This is a genomic window from Streptococcus sp. 27098_8_186 (assembly GCF_041432055.1).
GTDB classification, from domain to species: Bacteria; Bacillota; Bacilli; order Lactobacillales; family Streptococcaceae; genus Streptococcus; species Streptococcus dentalis.
In genome coordinates this window covers 1-14,519 of sequence record NZ_JAPVYV010000010.1, presented here as the reverse complement: position 1 = coordinate 14,519, position 14,519 = coordinate 1, and the positions used below count along the sequence as shown (strand labels likewise).

The 14,519-nt window shown below is 39.6% G+C and carries 14 protein-coding genes and 12 tRNA genes; 6 read left to right on the top strand and 20 right to left on the bottom strand.

Annotation, left to right across the window (positions count from 1 at the left end):
• Nucleotides 1-13: 13 nt before the first annotated feature.
• Complete coding sequence (locus tag O3602_RS08680) at nt 14-1,294, bottom strand: glycoside hydrolase family 125 protein (protein WP_003013701.1); 1,281 nt, start codon at nt 1,292-1,294, stop codon at nt 14-16.
• 216 nt (nt 1,295-1,510) lie between these two features.
• On the opposite strand from O3602_RS08680, the gene O3602_RS08675 reads away from it, so the two are divergent.
• Complete coding sequence (locus tag O3602_RS08675; RefSeq protein ID WP_371611510.1) at nt 1,511-3,586, top strand: GH92 family glycosyl hydrolase; 2,076 nt, start codon at nt 1,511-1,513, stop codon at nt 3,584-3,586.
• Nucleotides 3,587-3,622: 36 nt separating this feature from the next.
• On the opposite strand, the gene O3602_RS08670 is transcribed toward O3602_RS08675, so the two are convergent.
• The 7 genes from O3602_RS08670 to O3602_RS08640 all read right to left on the bottom strand — a co-directional run bounded on the left by O3602_RS08670 (nt 3,623) and on the right by O3602_RS08640 (nt 9,467).
• Entirely contained in the window at nt 3,623-4,180 is a 558-nt protein-coding gene (locus tag O3602_RS08670) for a DUF6287 domain-containing protein (RefSeq protein WP_270299865.1), read from the bottom strand.
• A gap of 138 nt (nt 4,181-4,318) precedes the next feature.
• Nucleotides 4,319-5,824 carry a zinc ABC transporter substrate-binding protein AdcA gene (locus O3602_RS08665; RefSeq protein ID WP_003013544.1) on the bottom strand — a complete coding sequence of 502 codons (1,506 nt, stop codon included), beginning with the start codon at nt 5,822-5,824 and terminating at the stop codon, nt 4,319-4,321.
• Between the two features lie 2 nt (nt 5,825-5,826).
• On the bottom strand, nt 5,827-6,630 hold the full coding sequence (locus O3602_RS08660; protein ID WP_003009676.1) for a metal ABC transporter permease: 804 nt from the start codon (nt 6,628-6,630) through the stop codon (nt 5,827-5,829).
• Nucleotides 6,623-7,327, bottom strand: coding sequence for a metal ABC transporter ATP-binding protein (locus O3602_RS08655; RefSeq protein ID WP_003013743.1), 705 nt, complete (start codon nt 7,325-7,327; stop codon nt 6,623-6,625). The genes O3602_RS08660 and O3602_RS08655 overlap by 8 nt, the downstream gene beginning before the upstream one ends.
• 1 nt (nt 7,328) lies before the next feature.
• A complete protein-coding gene (locus O3602_RS08650) occupies nt 7,329-7,766 on the bottom strand; it encodes a zinc-dependent MarR family transcriptional regulator (protein ID WP_003004547.1) in 438 nt (145 codons plus the stop codon).
• 579 nt (nt 7,767-8,345) lie between these two features.
• The gene (locus O3602_RS08645) at nt 8,346-8,900 is read right to left on the bottom strand and encodes a histidine phosphatase family protein (protein WP_014712748.1); all 555 of its coding nucleotides are present in this window, start codon (nt 8,898-8,900) and stop codon (nt 8,346-8,348) included.
• Nucleotides 8,901-9,014: 114 nt separating this feature from the next.
• Nucleotides 9,015-9,467: a helix-turn-helix domain-containing protein gene (locus O3602_RS08640; protein ID WP_371611509.1), complete on the bottom strand. Its 453-nt coding sequence runs from the start codon at nt 9,465-9,467 to the stop codon at nt 9,015-9,017.
• Between the two features lie 320 nt (nt 9,468-9,787).
• Here O3602_RS08640 and O3602_RS08635 point away from each other — a divergent pair, with 320 nt between their 5' ends.
• Genes O3602_RS08635 through O3602_RS08615 form a run of 5 tightly spaced genes read left to right on the top strand, consistent with a single transcriptional unit; the run spans nt 9,788 to nt 13,278 of the window.
• Nucleotides 9,788-10,261 carry a hypothetical protein gene (locus O3602_RS08635; RefSeq protein WP_371611508.1) on the top strand — a complete coding sequence of 158 codons (474 nt, stop codon included), beginning with the start codon at nt 9,788-9,790 and terminating at the stop codon, nt 10,259-10,261.
• Nucleotides 10,262-10,301: 40 nt separating this feature from the next.
• Nucleotides 10,302-11,498, top strand: a complete 1,197-nt coding sequence (locus tag O3602_RS08630) for a replication initiation factor domain-containing protein (protein WP_371611507.1) — start codon at nt 10,302-10,304, stop codon at nt 11,496-11,498.
• 2 nt (nt 11,499-11,500) lie between these two features.
• Complete coding sequence (locus tag O3602_RS08625; RefSeq protein ID WP_001096844.1) at nt 11,501-11,887, top strand: hypothetical protein; 387 nt, start codon at nt 11,501-11,503, stop codon at nt 11,885-11,887.
• A gap of 59 nt (nt 11,888-11,946) precedes the next feature.
• A complete protein-coding gene (locus tag O3602_RS08620) occupies nt 11,947-12,141 on the top strand; it encodes a DUF3173 domain-containing protein (RefSeq protein WP_000598356.1) in 195 nt (64 codons plus the stop codon).
• A 3-nt stretch (nt 12,142-12,144) separates the two neighbouring features.
• On the top strand, nt 12,145-13,278 hold the full coding sequence (locus O3602_RS08615; RefSeq protein ID WP_195529798.1) for a site-specific integrase: 1,134 nt from the start codon (nt 12,145-12,147) through the stop codon (nt 13,276-13,278).
• A 74-nt stretch (nt 13,279-13,352) separates the two neighbouring features.
• On the opposite strand, the gene O3602_RS08610 is transcribed toward O3602_RS08615, so the two are convergent.
• From O3602_RS08610 to O3602_RS08555, 12 genes are all read right to left on the bottom strand, one after another.
• Nucleotides 13,353-13,436, bottom strand: a tRNA-Leu gene (locus O3602_RS08610).
• 10 nt (nt 13,437-13,446) lie between these two features.
• Nucleotides 13,447-13,518: transfer RNA gene (locus O3602_RS08605), tRNA-Gln, on the bottom strand.
• A 16-nt stretch (nt 13,519-13,534) separates the two neighbouring features.
• Nucleotides 13,535-13,607 (bottom strand) — tRNA-His (locus tag O3602_RS08600).
• 12 nt (nt 13,608-13,619) lie between these two features.
• Nucleotides 13,620-13,690: transfer RNA gene (locus tag O3602_RS08595), tRNA-Trp, on the bottom strand.
• Nucleotides 13,691-13,696: 6 nt separating this feature from the next.
• A tRNA-Tyr gene (locus tag O3602_RS08590) sits at nt 13,697-13,777 on the bottom strand.
• Nucleotides 13,778-13,792: 15 nt separating this feature from the next.
• Nucleotides 13,793-13,865, bottom strand: a tRNA-Phe gene (locus O3602_RS08585).
• Nucleotides 13,866-13,868: 3 nt separating this feature from the next.
• A tRNA-Met gene (locus O3602_RS08580) sits at nt 13,869-13,942 on the bottom strand.
• Nucleotides 13,943-13,951: 9 nt separating this feature from the next.
• Nucleotides 13,952-14,041 (bottom strand) — tRNA-Ser (locus O3602_RS08575).
• Nucleotides 14,042-14,048: 7 nt separating this feature from the next.
• Nucleotides 14,049-14,120 (bottom strand) — tRNA-Glu (locus tag O3602_RS08570).
• Nucleotides 14,121-14,130: 10 nt separating this feature from the next.
• Nucleotides 14,131-14,204: transfer RNA gene (locus tag O3602_RS08565), tRNA-Ile, on the bottom strand.
• A gap of 34 nt (nt 14,205-14,238) precedes the next feature.
• Nucleotides 14,239-14,309: transfer RNA gene (locus O3602_RS08560), tRNA-Gly, on the bottom strand.
• 5 nt (nt 14,310-14,314) lie between these two features.
• Nucleotides 14,315-14,387, bottom strand: a tRNA-Val gene (locus O3602_RS08555).
• Between the last annotated feature and the right edge of the window lie 132 nt (nt 14,388-14,519).

Sequence of the window (14,519 nt, the reverse complement as noted above, 5' to 3'; positions counted from 1 at the left end):
GAGCAACAGCTCATTAGCGAATATCCAAGTAATCCAAGACCAACTCGCAGAACATCATGTTGGCCCACGAGAACCATTCACGCGAGTATTTGGTTGGATCATCTACATGGAAACTTTCGTGCATGACACCCGTGCCTCCATCGCAGGCAACCAACTGGTCCAGCAAATGTTTTTTCTCAGCTTTATCATTTGTTGTCAATCCTTGAATAGATAAAGCAATCGGCCAGATATAGCGATAAAAGGTATGAGAACTCCCGAGTCCACTTGCGTACTTCCCTTCATAGAAGTAAGGATTTTCAGGGCTCAAAATCGTCCGACGAGTGGCTTGGTAGACCTCATCGTCGATCGCGCAGTAGCCAAGATAGGGAGCCGCCAATAAGCTTGGGACGTTAGGGTCATCCATGATGCTAGCATTTCCTAGACCGTCTACCTCAAAGGCATAGATTTTCTCGCCCTTGCTGTTAGTCGTGTAGGCGTAGTTTTCAATCCCTTCTTGAATCTCAGCTTGCAGGCGTTTGGCATCTGCAATGATGCTTTCGCTATCAGCTAGATTCAATGTTGCAAAGATTTCTTGGACATAGCCCAAGACAACGACTGCGAACATATTGGACGGAATCAAGTAACTATACTGACAGCAGTCATCACTTGGACGAAAGGCTGACCAGGTCATCCCTGTCACGGCAAAGTCAGGTCCAAAGCCGTCATTCACCAGCGTGTCTTCCTTACGATCTGTATCCCGAACAAAGCGATAAGGGGAGTTCTTGTGGTCTTGTTCCACTGCCCAGAGATGAAGAATTTCCTTGGTCGCAGTGACAAAGGTTTCATCAAATTGGCTAGTCTCACCAGTTTCCTTCCAAAGAAGATAAGCCAGTTGCAAGGGATAGCACAGCGAATCCACCTCATACTTGCGCTCCCAAATCCAGCCATTGAGATCTGTATGGTCAGTCTCGTGATGGCCTTTCCAGTTCTCCTCAATATTAAAAGAGTTGGCATAGGGATCCTTGAGAATCAAAGTCATCTGGCGTTTGACCAAGCCAGCAATGGTCTGGCGCAATTGGGGATCTCGTTTAGCCACATGAAGATAGGGTCTCAATTGAGCCGTTGAGTCACGCAACCACATAGCTGGGATGTCCCCTGTTAACACAAAGGTTGAACCGTCTTCTAAAATTTCAACTGTATTATCCAAAGTGTCTGTATAGCAACGTTCAAAGACATCCACCCACTCAGGGTACTCTTTAGCTCGCTCAGCCACTTGATCCAACCATTCTCGCACAATTTCTTTTGAATAAGTCATTTATTTTCCTCACACGTATCGATTCTTTCCTATTCAGTATAAAAGATTTCAAAGGGGAAATACATACGCAAACTATAGCCCTTTTTCTACAAAATTTTCCATTTGATAAAAACGCTATCATATTTGACAACGCTTTGATACAATTGAAGAAAATACCACTGCGTGTTCCAAGAAAAACACAGATCATTTAAGGTTGATGAAGAAAAAGGAGACCAGATGCGCACACATTGCCAGACCATCGATACCCGCTGGGGAAGCGATAATCATCCCCACTATTCGCACGGAAACACCCTCCCTTATACAGGAGTCCCTTTTGGAATGAATTACTTCCTTCCCCAGACGACACACGAACAAGGAGCTTGGTTTTTCAACCCCAATCTCCCTATTTTTCAGGGATTTCGTCTCACACACCAGCCTAGTCCTTGGATAGGAGACTACGCTTGGTGCCTCATCACGCCCATCACAGGAGAAATTGCAAGTTCCGACCTCTTCCGTCGTCAAAGCAGTTATTCGATGAAAGAAGCCGTTTTCCAGCCCCACTACCTTCGGATTTTTTCGGAACGTTATCAGATTCACAGTGAGTTGGTTCCAAGCTGCTACGGGGCTGTCATGCGCTTTCGAGCACCAGAAAAGCTGACACTCTGCTTTCATGCAGCAAATGAACTAGAGGACTTGACCCTGACAGACCAAACCTGCCACTTCCACATTCTGGATCAGGCCCATACCGCAGATACTTCCTACTCTTTCTATCTCCAGTGGCAATTTAGCCAGCCGATTGAGAGCGTCACTCACATCGATCAAGATCTTTTCCTGACCTTTGCTAGCAAGGAAGTGACCGTCCAATTAGGAACTTCTTATCTGTCCCAAGACATGGCTCACAGCCATCTTCCCAACCTTTCCCTAGAGGAAGCTAAAAAAGAAGCAGCCGATCAATGGAATCAGCTGCTAAAACGAATTGAAGTAAAAGATGCTGGAGGGCGTGACCAAGCCTTTTTCGACCATTGCCTGTACCGACTCCTCCTTTTCCCTCAAACCTTTTATGAAACAGATACCGAGGGAAATGACTGGCACCTGGATGTCACCCATCGGGAAATCAAACCAGGAAAAGCTTATACCAATATCGGATTTTGGGATCTATTCCGAACATCTTTTCCGCTCTTTAGCCTTGTCTACCCCGATTACTACCGTCACTTTCTCGAAGGATTTTTAAACACTTACAAGGATACTGATTTTCTACCAAAATGGCTGGCCCCAGATGAACGCGGAATGATGCCAGGCACCCTTATCGATGGAGTCTTTGCGGATGCTGTCACAAAAGGGATCGCACCAGACCTACATGAAAACATGCTGACAGCTATGCTCCAGACGGCTCAAAAAACTGATCCTCATCAACATTTTGGCCGCCATGGTAATGAAAGCTACAAGGCCCTTGGCTACCTACCCGATGATTTTCACGAAAGTGTGAGCCACAGCCTAGATTATGCTTATAGTGATTTTTGCATTGCTACCGTTGCCAAGCAATTGGGGCATACAGAAACAGCCGCTCGCTATGCTGCTTCCAGCCTCTCCTACCGAACATTGTATGACGCCCAAACGGGCTTCATGAGGGCGCGATCCACTAATGGAAACTTTAAAGAACCCTTCTCTCCTACCAGCTGGGGAGGAGATTATGCAGAATGCTCTGCCACCCAAGCTACTTTTGGAGCCTTACACGACCTCTCCGGTCTGATAGAGCTAATGGGCGGTAAAAAAGCCTTCACCCAACGACTGCTGGATCTGGCCAATCAAAAACCTCAATTTGATGTAAGAGGATATGGCTATGAAATCCATGAAATGAGTGAAATGGCCCAAGCTCCATTTGGGCAGATCGCCATCTCCAATCAACCCAGCTTTCACATTCCCTACCTCTTCCGTCACAGCCTTCATCCCGAATACACCAATCTCCTGATCCACCAGATCCGTTCCCAAACTTTCCATCAAGATTTCCAAGCCTATCCAGGTGATGAGGACAACGGTAGCCTATCTGCTTGGTACATCTGGTCAGCCCTTGGACTCTATCCAACCTGCCCAGGAAAACCAATCTATGATCTGGGCCTTCCTCTCTTTAAAGAAGCCCTTCTCCATATTCCCAAGCAAGAGCTCAAGATTTGCGCCAACTCACACACTGCAGGCGCCTATTTCATCCAAAAAGCCCTGTTAGATGGCAAAGAGAAACAAGAGGTTTCCCATCAAGATCTCCTTGAAGCCCAAGTACTCCAATTTGAGCTTTCTTGGCTCCCCCCACAAGCATAAGAAAAAGTCGTCTGAAAACAGACGACTTTTTTTCTGTTATTCATCTCCTACTTGATAGTAGATCGAGCCTTGTTCCCCAAAACTAGCGATACCAACACCAGTCCACAAGCGGTTTTTAGAGGCATCTGATGTGTCCTTAAAGACGACTTGTCCTTGATCATCGACCTGATCACCAATGGTTACTCCCGCAGGAATATACTCCAACAAGAAGCCCCCATCACGACCACCATAAATGCCTTCTGATGCTGTTCCATAATCCGTCAAAGAAGCTCCATAGCCCTCTAACTCTTGTGAGACCAACCCTTTGTCGTTAAAGACCAGCTTGTTTCCTTTATCATCTTGCCAGACCCCAGCAATACTGCTGTAATCACCATTGGCAATCGCTTCAAGATCCATTTTCTTCACTTCTTTTTTCTCTTCTTTTTTTTCTTTCTCCTTCACTTCCGAACTAGAAGCATCCGTCTTTTTGACTTCAGAAGAGGTCGTCGTTTGACTAGAGGAGGCGGTTGATTTTTTGCTCGCTCCCCGTTGCGAACAAGCTACCAACAGAACCACACTGAGAAGACTCACAAGAATTGCACCAACTTTTTTCATTTAAAATTCCCCATACATTTTTTAATTTAAAGCCCTTTCATTGTAACGTATTTTCAAGCATTTGACAAGCTTCACTCCCCATTTTTAATCAAAAAGAGACCGGGATAATCAGTCCTAGTCTCTCTTTTGATACAGCTCTTAATGAGCCAGCATTTCCTGTGCCACTTCTAAACCAGATAAGTTGGAAGGATAATAAGTTGGCCAATTTTCTAACTCATCATAAAGCGCCTCTTGACTCTTTCCTCCATGGAAAATGTGGAAGTGAGCTGCCTTTACCGGGGTAATTTCATGGTCACTAAATTGAACATATTTGAAGTCTCCCGCATCGCTCTCTTTCGCTTCAAAGAGATAACGAACACCACGATTCCCCTTCTTATAAGTCAAAATGTGCTTACCTACGTATTTATAGGTATATTTCTTAGAAGATCCTTTTTGATAAAACTCCATTGAATCCTTATCAATCTTAATCCGATCAATATCTGTTTGATAACCCTTGGTATAATATTCCTTATACTCAGCAGCAGTCATAGTTGGATTTAATTTTGCCTTATAATCAAAGACCTGATCCAGAGTTCCATCTTGCAAGTATGGATAAACTGATTTCCAATCACCCGCATAATTTGCTAAGCTACGATCCTTCACTTGACTATCCTCGAAATAGCCCTTTTGAACTGTCTTAGCATCTTCTTCATGTTCAGGTTGAATATCCTTACCAGCTTGTGACGTTGTTTTCTCTAGCGCCTTCAGATTTTCCTTCATAACAGACACGTAGTCTTCGCCATCTTTCATTTCTTGATCCGTCAAGCTTTCCAAAGGATTTAAGACAGCCAACTCAACACCAGCTTCAGAAGACAAGGTTTTCGCCAAGGACTTAGAAGCATTTTCCTCAAAGTAAATGACCTTGATCTCATTTTTCTTGATATACTCTGTCAATTCACGCAATCGTGCAGCAGAAGGCTCACTATCAGGTGAAATCCCTGAAATGGCCACCTGGTTTAAGCCATAATCCAAGGCCAAGTAACGGAAAGCCGCGTGTTGGGTCACGAAATTCTTTTGTTTCGCATCTTTCAACCCATCTTGATAAGCTTGATCCAAGGCCTGTAATTTCTTTAGATAGGCTTGGGCATTTTTCTCAAACGTCTTTTTCTTATCTGGATAAGCTGCCACCAACTGATCACGAATCGACTCTACCATCTTCATAGCACGATGTGGAGAGAGCCAAAGGTGAGGATCATATTCATGATGGTGTTCTTCGCCCCCTTCGTGTTCATGTTCCTCTTCCAATCCAGGAAGCAAGACCATGCCCTTGGTAGCATCGATCACTTTGGTTTTCTTATCCTTCATTGATTTCAAAAGATTTGGAACCCAGGTTTCCATGTTTTCATTTTCATAGACGAAAACATCCGAATCTTGAATCATAGCCCGCCCCTTAGCAGACAATTCATATTCATGAGGCTCTGATCCCGCTCCAATGAGCAGGTCTACCGTTCCTTCATCTCCGACAATATTTTTTGTAAAATCATAAACAGGATAGAAAGTGGTCATCACTTTTAATTTCCCATTTTGACTCTGACTTTTGCCACAAGCTGTCAAAACAAGTGTTAAAGCCACTAACAATAACCAACCAAATTTTTTAACGTTCATATCTACTTCCTCAAACGTGATCCAAGATTCACAAGCAAGAACAGTGCCACAAATAAAAGCGTGATGCTGGCACTCGCTGGTGTATCTGCAATATAAGACAAAATCAACCCACTAAACATCCCGATAAAACCAATGATGACCGCAATCAGCATGACCCCACGGAAGTTCTTCCCTAATTTCAGCGCAATACTAGCCGGTAAGACCATGATGGTTGAAACCAATAACGATCCTGCTGCAGGAATCATTAAGGCGATAGCAACCCCCGTTACCACATTAAATAAGATAGACATAGTCCTAACCGGAAGGCCATCTACAAAAGCCGTATCTTCATCAAAAGTCAAAATATACATAGGCCGCAAGAATAAGGCTGTTAACACTAATACAACGAAAGCAATCACAAATAAGGCGATCACCTGTTCATCCGTAATGGTTAAAGTAGAACCAAACAAATACTGATCCAAGCTCATCGAGCTCTTTCCACCACCACGCATCAGTACTAAAGCTAGGGCAAGACCAGTGGACATTAAAATTGCCGTCCCGATCTCCATAAAGTCCTTAAATAAGGTCCGCAAATACTCAAGAAAAACCGCAGCTATAATGACAATGATCATAGTCGAGAGCGTCGGAGAGATCCCAAGAAAAAGTCCAAAAGCGACACCTGCAAGAGAGACGTGACTTAGCGTATCACTCATCAGACTCTGCCGTCTTAAAATCAAGAAAATCCCTAATACAGGAGAAAAAAGACTCATGGCAACCATAGCCAACAAGGCCCGTTGCATAAAATCATACTGGAATAAATCAAGCATGGTCACCCTCCCCTTCTGTATCATGGACGTTAAAACATCTCCAAGGAGAGCTCTGGTCGCGAACCAAATGAATATTCCGATCCGCAAATTGGTTAACCTCTTCAGGATCATGCGTAATCATCAAAACAGATTTTTGATGGTGATGTGCACTGTGATGCATTAACTCATAAAAATCACTCTTTGTCGTTGCATCCATCCCTGTCGTCGGTTCATCTAAAACAAAGATATCCGGATCTGAAGCAAACATCCTAGCAATGACGGCCCGCTGTTTCTGACCACCAGACAAAGAACCAATCGCCCGATCCTTGAACTCCAGCATTCCAACAGATTCTAAACTCTTCAGAATATGTTTTTCATCGTGCTCATTCAACTTTCGAAACCAGCCTTTACGAGGATACCGACCTGACTTCACAAATTCATAGACCGTACTTGGAAATCCAGCATTAAAACTAGCAATCTGTTGTGGCAAATAAGCAATCCTTAACTTCTTTCCCTTAACATTCGTCTTTGAAATCTCAACTGTCCCGACCTTGGGCTGTAAAATGCCAAGACTAGCCTTAATCAAGGTTGACTTAGCAGCTCCATTCTCACCAGTCAGCGTAACAAACTCTCCACTATCTAAGTAGTAATTGATCCCTTCCAGAACCGGTTCTCGATCATAATAGAACGATAAATTTGAAACCGTAATATACCTCAAACTATAACTCCTCTTCCAATAAATCTAAAAACCGCGAAATGACCCCTTGCTCATTCTTAGTAAACTTCGACAAAACATCCTCATAAGTGTGAAGGGTATGCTGATGGTGGTGCTGATGCTCTAATGCAATCGGCTTACCAATTTCAGTTAAGCGATAATAGAGAACCCGAGCATCATTTTCATCTCGATAAGTCTCCAGCATTCCCTGACTTAATAAGGGCTTCACGGCCTTCGTGATAGCAGCCTGACTGACATTCAATTTCTTAGCTAAAACAGAATTGGTTAGAGCTTCATCAGCAACCAGCATCAAAATATGTTCCTGAGTGTTGGTTAATGAAACACCACTTGTACAAGAACCAACTAAAATCTCATGCTGATTTTCTGATAACAATAAAATAGAATTTAAAAATCGATCGATTTTATTTGCAACTTCAGACAAAATTAACTCCTTCTAATTCACCAAAAGAAACTTTACCGGTTAATTATATCATAAAAAAGAAAAAAATAAAACAAAAAAAGGAGTAAAACTCCTTTATAATCTATACCGGCGGCCGGGGTCGAACCGGCACGTCCTTGCGGACACTGGATTTTGAGTTCTATTCATACATTTTTTAAATCTTATAACCTTGATTTAATAGGGTTTTAAGACTTTTAAATCTTGCAAAATAGACTCATTTTTCAAATTTTAGTAACTTTTTGGTAACACTCCATACCTTATCGTTCTAAGAGCATCATCGGAGAATAGACGATGTGTTCAAACAGGTTATATTCATCCAGAGGTACTCAAGACAGTTGTACGTTCATTTGAGGTATATGGAATGTTAATAAACTAGACATAAATTAGGTCTAATTTTTGTATAAACGACTCTAATATTTTTCTTTTAGAAAATTCCTAAAGCATTTTTTACTACTCTAATACCATCATCAATACTTTGTACTGACCCCAAAAAGTTAGACAATTAATTTACACAAAATTATTGACAGTATCAAATAAAATCAGATAGATTGAACTAAATGATTACCCAGAAGTAACTTCCATAATTCTTTTCACACTCTCATCTTTTTCAACTAGAAAGCAATCTGGAAAAGTCATCTGTTCCCATTTTTTATAATCAAAACTTGGATCAAAATGATTGATTAAGATTCCTAACAAATTTCCATGAGAGCTTAGTAAAATGGTTTTATCTGAGTATCTTTCTTCCAAGTCCTCTATCAAATCTAGGATTCTCTTTAATGCTTCTCGATTAGACTCACCTCCAATAAGTGATTTATCTGGATTTTGCCATAAATATTGAATCGTTTCTTCAAACTCAGAATCTTCAATAAATCTTGAGGATAATTTTCTTTCACGTAAACGATCATCAAGCACTATCTTATCAAATTGTACAGGAGAACTATTTACTGTCTCAAAAGCTCGCTTAAAAGGACTAGAAAAATAGTAATCAATATTAAAAGAATTCAAAAACTCCAACTGCTTAAGAGATGCAAATCCTTTTTCCGATAAAGTTCTATTAAAATCATCACTCGAAAATCTCGAATGAGCATGTCTAAGTAAAATATAAGAATTGTTCATAAATTATAATTACGCTGAAAATACATATAAGGAGGAAAGTTGTTTTATAAGCTCATATTATCTTACTTAACTATAATTGTCAAATCAGTTACGGAGTGTTAATAAAATAAGCTTTCAATCTGCATTAAAATAATCATAAACCTCTTTAAAAAGGGTATGCAATATTTCTTGCTCTTCTTCATCTAAATTATATTCAGAGACTAGCTCATCCATATAGTCAAATACAGTGAGATGATTTTTTATTCCATTCATAAAAATCGCAAATTTCAGATCATTTAGTTCATTTTTATTAAACTCTTTTAACTTCTTCATATCAATTCTAGTAATTGGATGAGGAATAACATCTAGAGTACTGTAAATTGTTTTTCCTAATAAATAATCTGTCGTTGTATCAAACAACTTCGCTAATTTGACAACGGCTTCTAAATTAGGCTCTAAAGTTCCATTCTCCCAACGAGAATAAGTACCTTGTTGTACACCAATCATCTCAGAAACTTGTACTTGAGTTAACTTCTTACTCTTTCTCAGTTCCTTAAGACGATCTCCAAAAGAATCATTATTAAACATTGTATCCTCTTAAATATTCGGTTCGGTATATTTTGGCTTGACAAAATATTCTAAACGGTATAAAATGAAATTATTCCATAAGGAATATTTATTTTGAGATTAAATATTCCATTGAGAATATTATAGCATAAAAGGAGGTAAAAGCGTATGTAACTAGTTGTCGATTTAAAAAATTTTAATAAAGGAGGTAAGATTCGACAAAATAAAAAAATCTTGAAACAAATGTGCCGTTCGTTCCAAGATCAAAACATATTATATAACAATTATACCACAGAAAACTCTTCAGTTGCACAAGAAAATTTCGGAGGTTTCACAAAAAGATGACTAATAAAGAGTTAGTCAATCAAATTTCTGGCCTAAACTCTACCTCTACTCTTAAAAATTGGATTCAACTGATTAAAGAGATAAGTGGCAAGGAATTTAAAAAAATTAAAATTCCTATCAGTAGAAATCCCAGAACTCATCAATTAAGTTATACAGTTACCTATGACTTTACAGACGAAGACCTTAGACAATTTCAAAAGTTAGCTAAACTAAAACTTGAAGTAGGTCTAAAAGAAGCTATACAAGCCGTATTTGGGAGTCTAGCAGACAATGAGCCTGAATCCCTAAACCAAGTAATAGATGAGCTCTACGATGAACTGAGCGCCTTAAAACAGGAATTTAAGCGAGAAATGCGACTGATAAAAATTGAGAATACCAACCTAAAAAAGAAAATCCAAGATATTGAAGAGTCGATGCAAACCGGCTTACTAGGGTTTGTTAACAAGAGGTCAAAAAATAGGTTCGGCTAATAGCGAGTTTTCGGCTGAGCCATGAGGCAGAAAGCCGAAAATGAGCGTAGATGCGGACGGACCATTTTTGACCGATAGGGTGTGTAGTAACACCACCCTCTGCAAGTTAGGTGTACCATCGAAAGAATTCAGTATTGCCAAGGGTTTCGGAGATTTTAAGGGTGGCAAAATTAGGCAAAAAGTTGAATCAAAATCTATGGCAAAAAATGAACATTTACGTTCTGTATTTGACTGGATTCAAATTCAGTTTGAAAAGACTGAATTTTCGCCAAGAGAAATAATCGAAGACATTCTATTTCTTGACTATGACCTATTTATTGAGAATAAAGGGAGCCTTAAATACTATAACTATGATAGCCAGCTTCATTATGGGAATATCCGTATCTACTATGGAGCGAAAGAGTCGTCCTACATGCTTGTCATGTCAGGACAGGCACTCGAGTTCTATAGAGATATGGTATTAGATCCAAATAGTCTGTCCGAAAGACAGTTTCTGAACAACCTCTACTACAATTACAATCAATTTTCAGTAAGACGAATTGATATTGCAATAGATGATTTTAATGAAACACCCTATTTCACTCCTAATCAGCTTCTAAAGATTTGTCAGAAGAAACGCTTTATATATGGAAAAAGCACCTACTACAATACCTACGGAGATGAAACAATCGGACAGACCTTATATTTGAGAAAACCCAATGATGATGAAAGACTTAGAATTTACGATAAACGCTTAGAACGAGCTGAGAAGCTCGGTATCAGCAAGCGGTATATAGAAAATTGGATAAGAACGGAGTTAGAACTTAGGAAAGAAAAAGCTCACTACTTCATTCAAGAATGGTTGCATTCAGAAATAGATCTTCTCAACTTTACCAAGGGATATCTCAAAGAAAAAGTGAGGTTCTATAGTGATAGTCAATTCTCAAAACCTTTGAGATCTTGGGAAAAGTTTTTAGGTCACTCAAAACCTGTCTCTATCATTATTTCAAAATCAAAAACAGAACTAGAACAAAAATTAGAATGGTTTACCTATAAAGGTTCTGGAGCTATTCTAAAAGCGTATAAATTTCTATACGACAATAACTTACTGCATGAGTATGAGAAGTCTAACTATCTCGCACTCAACAATATGGAATATCCACCAGATTTAGCAAGTGGATTAATAGAACGGGCAATTCTCTTTAAAAGAGAGGATTTAATCCCTACAATCAAAGAAAATATCAAAAGGAGAAATTAACTATGGCAAAAATGCTTTCACAAAATGACTGGAATTTTAATAACATTGGAACAAAATTTGAATTGGATGAAGTTATTCCAAAATTTGAAACGGAAGTCCGAGCAGATGCAAACGGAGAAATTATCAAAAACCGAGATGGTAGCGAAAGACGTTTTAATACCGATAAAATCATTGGTTGGAAATACAATGTAACGATCAAGGATGGACAATTCAAAAAGAAATCAACCCAAGTCTCAGTAGATAATCCAGAAGCTTTAGTCGATAATGACTATATCCAAGCAATGGATCAAGTACCAGTTACATTTGACAATTTACAAGCCACTATGATTAGTTCAACGATGTATTACAAAGCGGATGCTATCCATTTAGTAGATGTAAAACAAAAATAAGTATAAGACAAGGGGAGTTAATCCTCCCCTTACTTAATCTAATTAGAAAAGGAGATAACATGATTAAAACTGTAACAAAAGATGACCTTATCGAACTTGGATTTGCTCCAGGAACTGCAAGAAAGATTATCCATACTGGCAAATTACTATTAGTGAATCGTGGTTTTAATATCTACGATAACAAACGGATAGGTACAATTCCAGCTAGTGTCGCTGAAGAACTACTAGGAATTGAACTCCAGAAAGAAGCATAATGAATGACTATTCGTAAAACTAAAAGTGGTAAATGGACCGTTGATGTTTCTAATGGTTTCCACCCCGTCACACAAAAAAGAATACGTATCATTCGAAAAGGATTAAAATCTAAAAAGGAAGCCCTAGAACTAGAACAACATATCCGAGTTGTAGAATTAAAAGAAAAACAATTTGACTTTGTAGTAACAACAGATATGTTATTCCAATTGCTTGAAGAAGACGATTTGAAAAATGGCAGAAAAATAAGCTATACAAGTACACAAAGAAACAATTATGAGCGTCATATTAAACCATATTTTAAAAATACAAATTTAAATAAATTAACGTATGACCATATATTCGAATTTCGTGAATACCTAAAAACAAAACCTAAAAAACAAAATGAAAATGAAACTTTAAGTTATAATACAATTAATAAACTTCTAATTCTACTTAAAAAAATTTTTGACACTGGTATAAGAAAATCCCTTATTGATAAAAATCCTGTTGAGAATCTGAGAAAATTACCAATTAGGAAGCCTAATATCAAATTTTGGAGTATAGAAGAATTCACGAGATTTAGAGAACTTATTCAAGATGATGAAACAAGCTATGACCTGTTTTTCGTAATTGCTTTCTTTACTGGGATGAGAATGGGAGAAATACTCGCATTGAACTGGAATGATATAAATCTATTAACAAATACAATTTTCGTTACCAAAACGGTATACTTTGTAAATAATACAAGCTACATTAATACAACAAAAACACGATCAGGAACTAGAAATATTACAATCAATCAGAAATTAACGGAAATGCTAAAAGATTGGAAAGAAAAACAAAAAGAAAAACTTAAGGAATTTACCAAAAATACTGACGAACTACAAATAATACAGAGTACACCAATAACTATTACAAAAAATATGATTGATAAGAAGTTTAAGCAAATACTAGAAAGGGATAAAGATTTAAAGAGAATAAGAATTCATGATTTAAGACACTCTCATGCATCATTACTTATAAATCAAGGGGAAGATTATCTTGTTGTTAAAGAAAGATTAGGACACGCATCTATTACGACAACAATTGATACTTATTCCCATTTGTACCCTAGCAAACAGAAAACATTGGCTAATAAACTTGATGATTTATTTTAAAATGGAAAAAATTGGTAACTCGACACACAACAAAGAAAAAAAGACAAGGTCCGAAAACCTTGTCTTTTAAACTATACCGGCGGCCGGGGTCGAACCGGCACGTCCTTGCGGACACTGGATTTTGAGTCCAGCGCGTCTGCCAATTCCGCCACGCCGGCATAAATTTAACTGGGGTAGCTGGATTCGAACCAACGCATGAGGGAGTCAAAGTCCCTTGCCTTACCGCTTGGCTATACCCCAATAATAATAATAAATAGGCGAGTGATGGGGATCGAACCCACGCATGCCAGAGCCACAATCTGGTGTGTTAACCACTTCACCACACCCGCCATAATTATTAACACGGGCAGTAGGAATTGAACCCACACTGAAGGTTTTGGAGACCTTAGTTCTACCTTTAAACTATGCCCGTAAAGCATGGAAGGGGAGGGATTCGAACCCCCGAACCCGAAGGAGCGGATTTACAGTCCGCCGCGTTTAGCCTCTTCGCTACCCTTCCTGATTATTGAATTGATGGCGCGAGACGGAATCGAACCGCCGACACATGGAGCTTCAATCCATTGCTCTACCAACTGAGCTACCGAGCCAAATTGCGGGAGCAGGATTTGAACCTACGACCTTCGGGTTATGAGCCCGACGAGCTACCGAGCTGCTCCATCCCGCGTTAATATTAAGGAGGATGTGGGATTCGAACCCACGCACGCTTTTACACGCCTGACGGTTTTCAAGACCGTTCCCTTCAGCCGGACTTGGGTAATCCTCCAAATATATAGTCCGTACGGGATTCGAACCCGTGTTACCGCCGTGAAAAGGCGGTGTCTTAACCCCTTGACCAACGGACCATACTATTAATGGGCACGAGTGGACTCGAACCACCGACCTCACGCTTATCAGGCGTGCGCTCTAACCACCTGAGCTACGCGCCCAAGTTAAAAAACTTGGTAATGAACTTATGTTCAAAGCGGGTGACGAGAATCGAACTCGCGACAACAGCTTGGAAGGCTGTAGTTTTACCACTAAACTACACCCGCTTAAATGGGAGTTAACGGGATCGAACCGCTGACCCTCTGCTTGTAAGGCAGATGCTCTCCCAGCTGAGCTAAACTCCCTTATGGTCGTTTAACTCAGCCAACGGTCAGAAACTGCGTTTCTCTTATCCGCCGATTGGAATCTCGATTCCCTCTCCATTCCAACTAAGCTAAACTCCCAAATGAGCCTAGTATCTACTAGGCTCAATCTCT

Excerpts from the sequence above, each read along its gene's own strand:
- O3602_RS08680 (WP_003013701.1), bottom strand. The coding sequence starts at position 1,294 with ATGACTTATTCAAAAGAAATTGTGCGAGAATGGTTGGATCAAGTGGCT.
- O3602_RS08675 (WP_371611510.1), top strand. The coding sequence starts at position 1,511 with ATGCGCACACATTGCCAGACCATCGATACCCGCTGGGGAAGCGATAAT.
- O3602_RS08670 (WP_270299865.1), bottom strand. The coding sequence starts at position 4,180 with ATGAAAAAAGTTGGTGCAATTCTTGTGAGTCTTCTCAGTGTGGTTCTG.
- O3602_RS08665 (WP_003013544.1), bottom strand. The coding sequence starts at position 5,824 with ATGAACGTTAAAAAATTTGGTTGGTTATTGTTAGTGGCTTTAACACTT.
- O3602_RS08660 (WP_003009676.1), bottom strand. The coding sequence starts at position 6,630 with ATGCTTGATTTATTCCAGTATGATTTTATGCAACGGGCCTTGTTGGCT.
- O3602_RS08645 (WP_014712748.1), bottom strand. The coding sequence starts at position 8,900 with ATGAACAATTCTTATATTTTACTTAGACATGCTCATTCGAGATTTTCG.
- O3602_RS08640 (WP_371611509.1), bottom strand. The coding sequence starts at position 9,467 with ATGTTTAATAATGATTCTTTTGGAGATCGTCTTAAGGAACTGAGAAAG.
- O3602_RS08635 (WP_371611508.1), top strand. The coding sequence starts at position 9,788 with ATGACTAATAAAGAGTTAGTCAATCAAATTTCTGGCCTAAACTCTACC.
- O3602_RS08630 (WP_371611507.1), top strand. The coding sequence starts at position 10,302 with ATGAGCGTAGATGCGGACGGACCATTTTTGACCGATAGGGTGTGTAGT.
- O3602_RS08625 (WP_001096844.1), top strand. The coding sequence starts at position 11,501 with ATGGCAAAAATGCTTTCACAAAATGACTGGAATTTTAATAACATTGGA.
- O3602_RS08620 (WP_000598356.1), top strand. The coding sequence starts at position 11,947 with ATGATTAAAACTGTAACAAAAGATGACCTTATCGAACTTGGATTTGCT.
- O3602_RS08615 (WP_195529798.1), top strand. The coding sequence starts at position 12,145 with ATGACTATTCGTAAAACTAAAAGTGGTAAATGGACCGTTGATGTTTCT.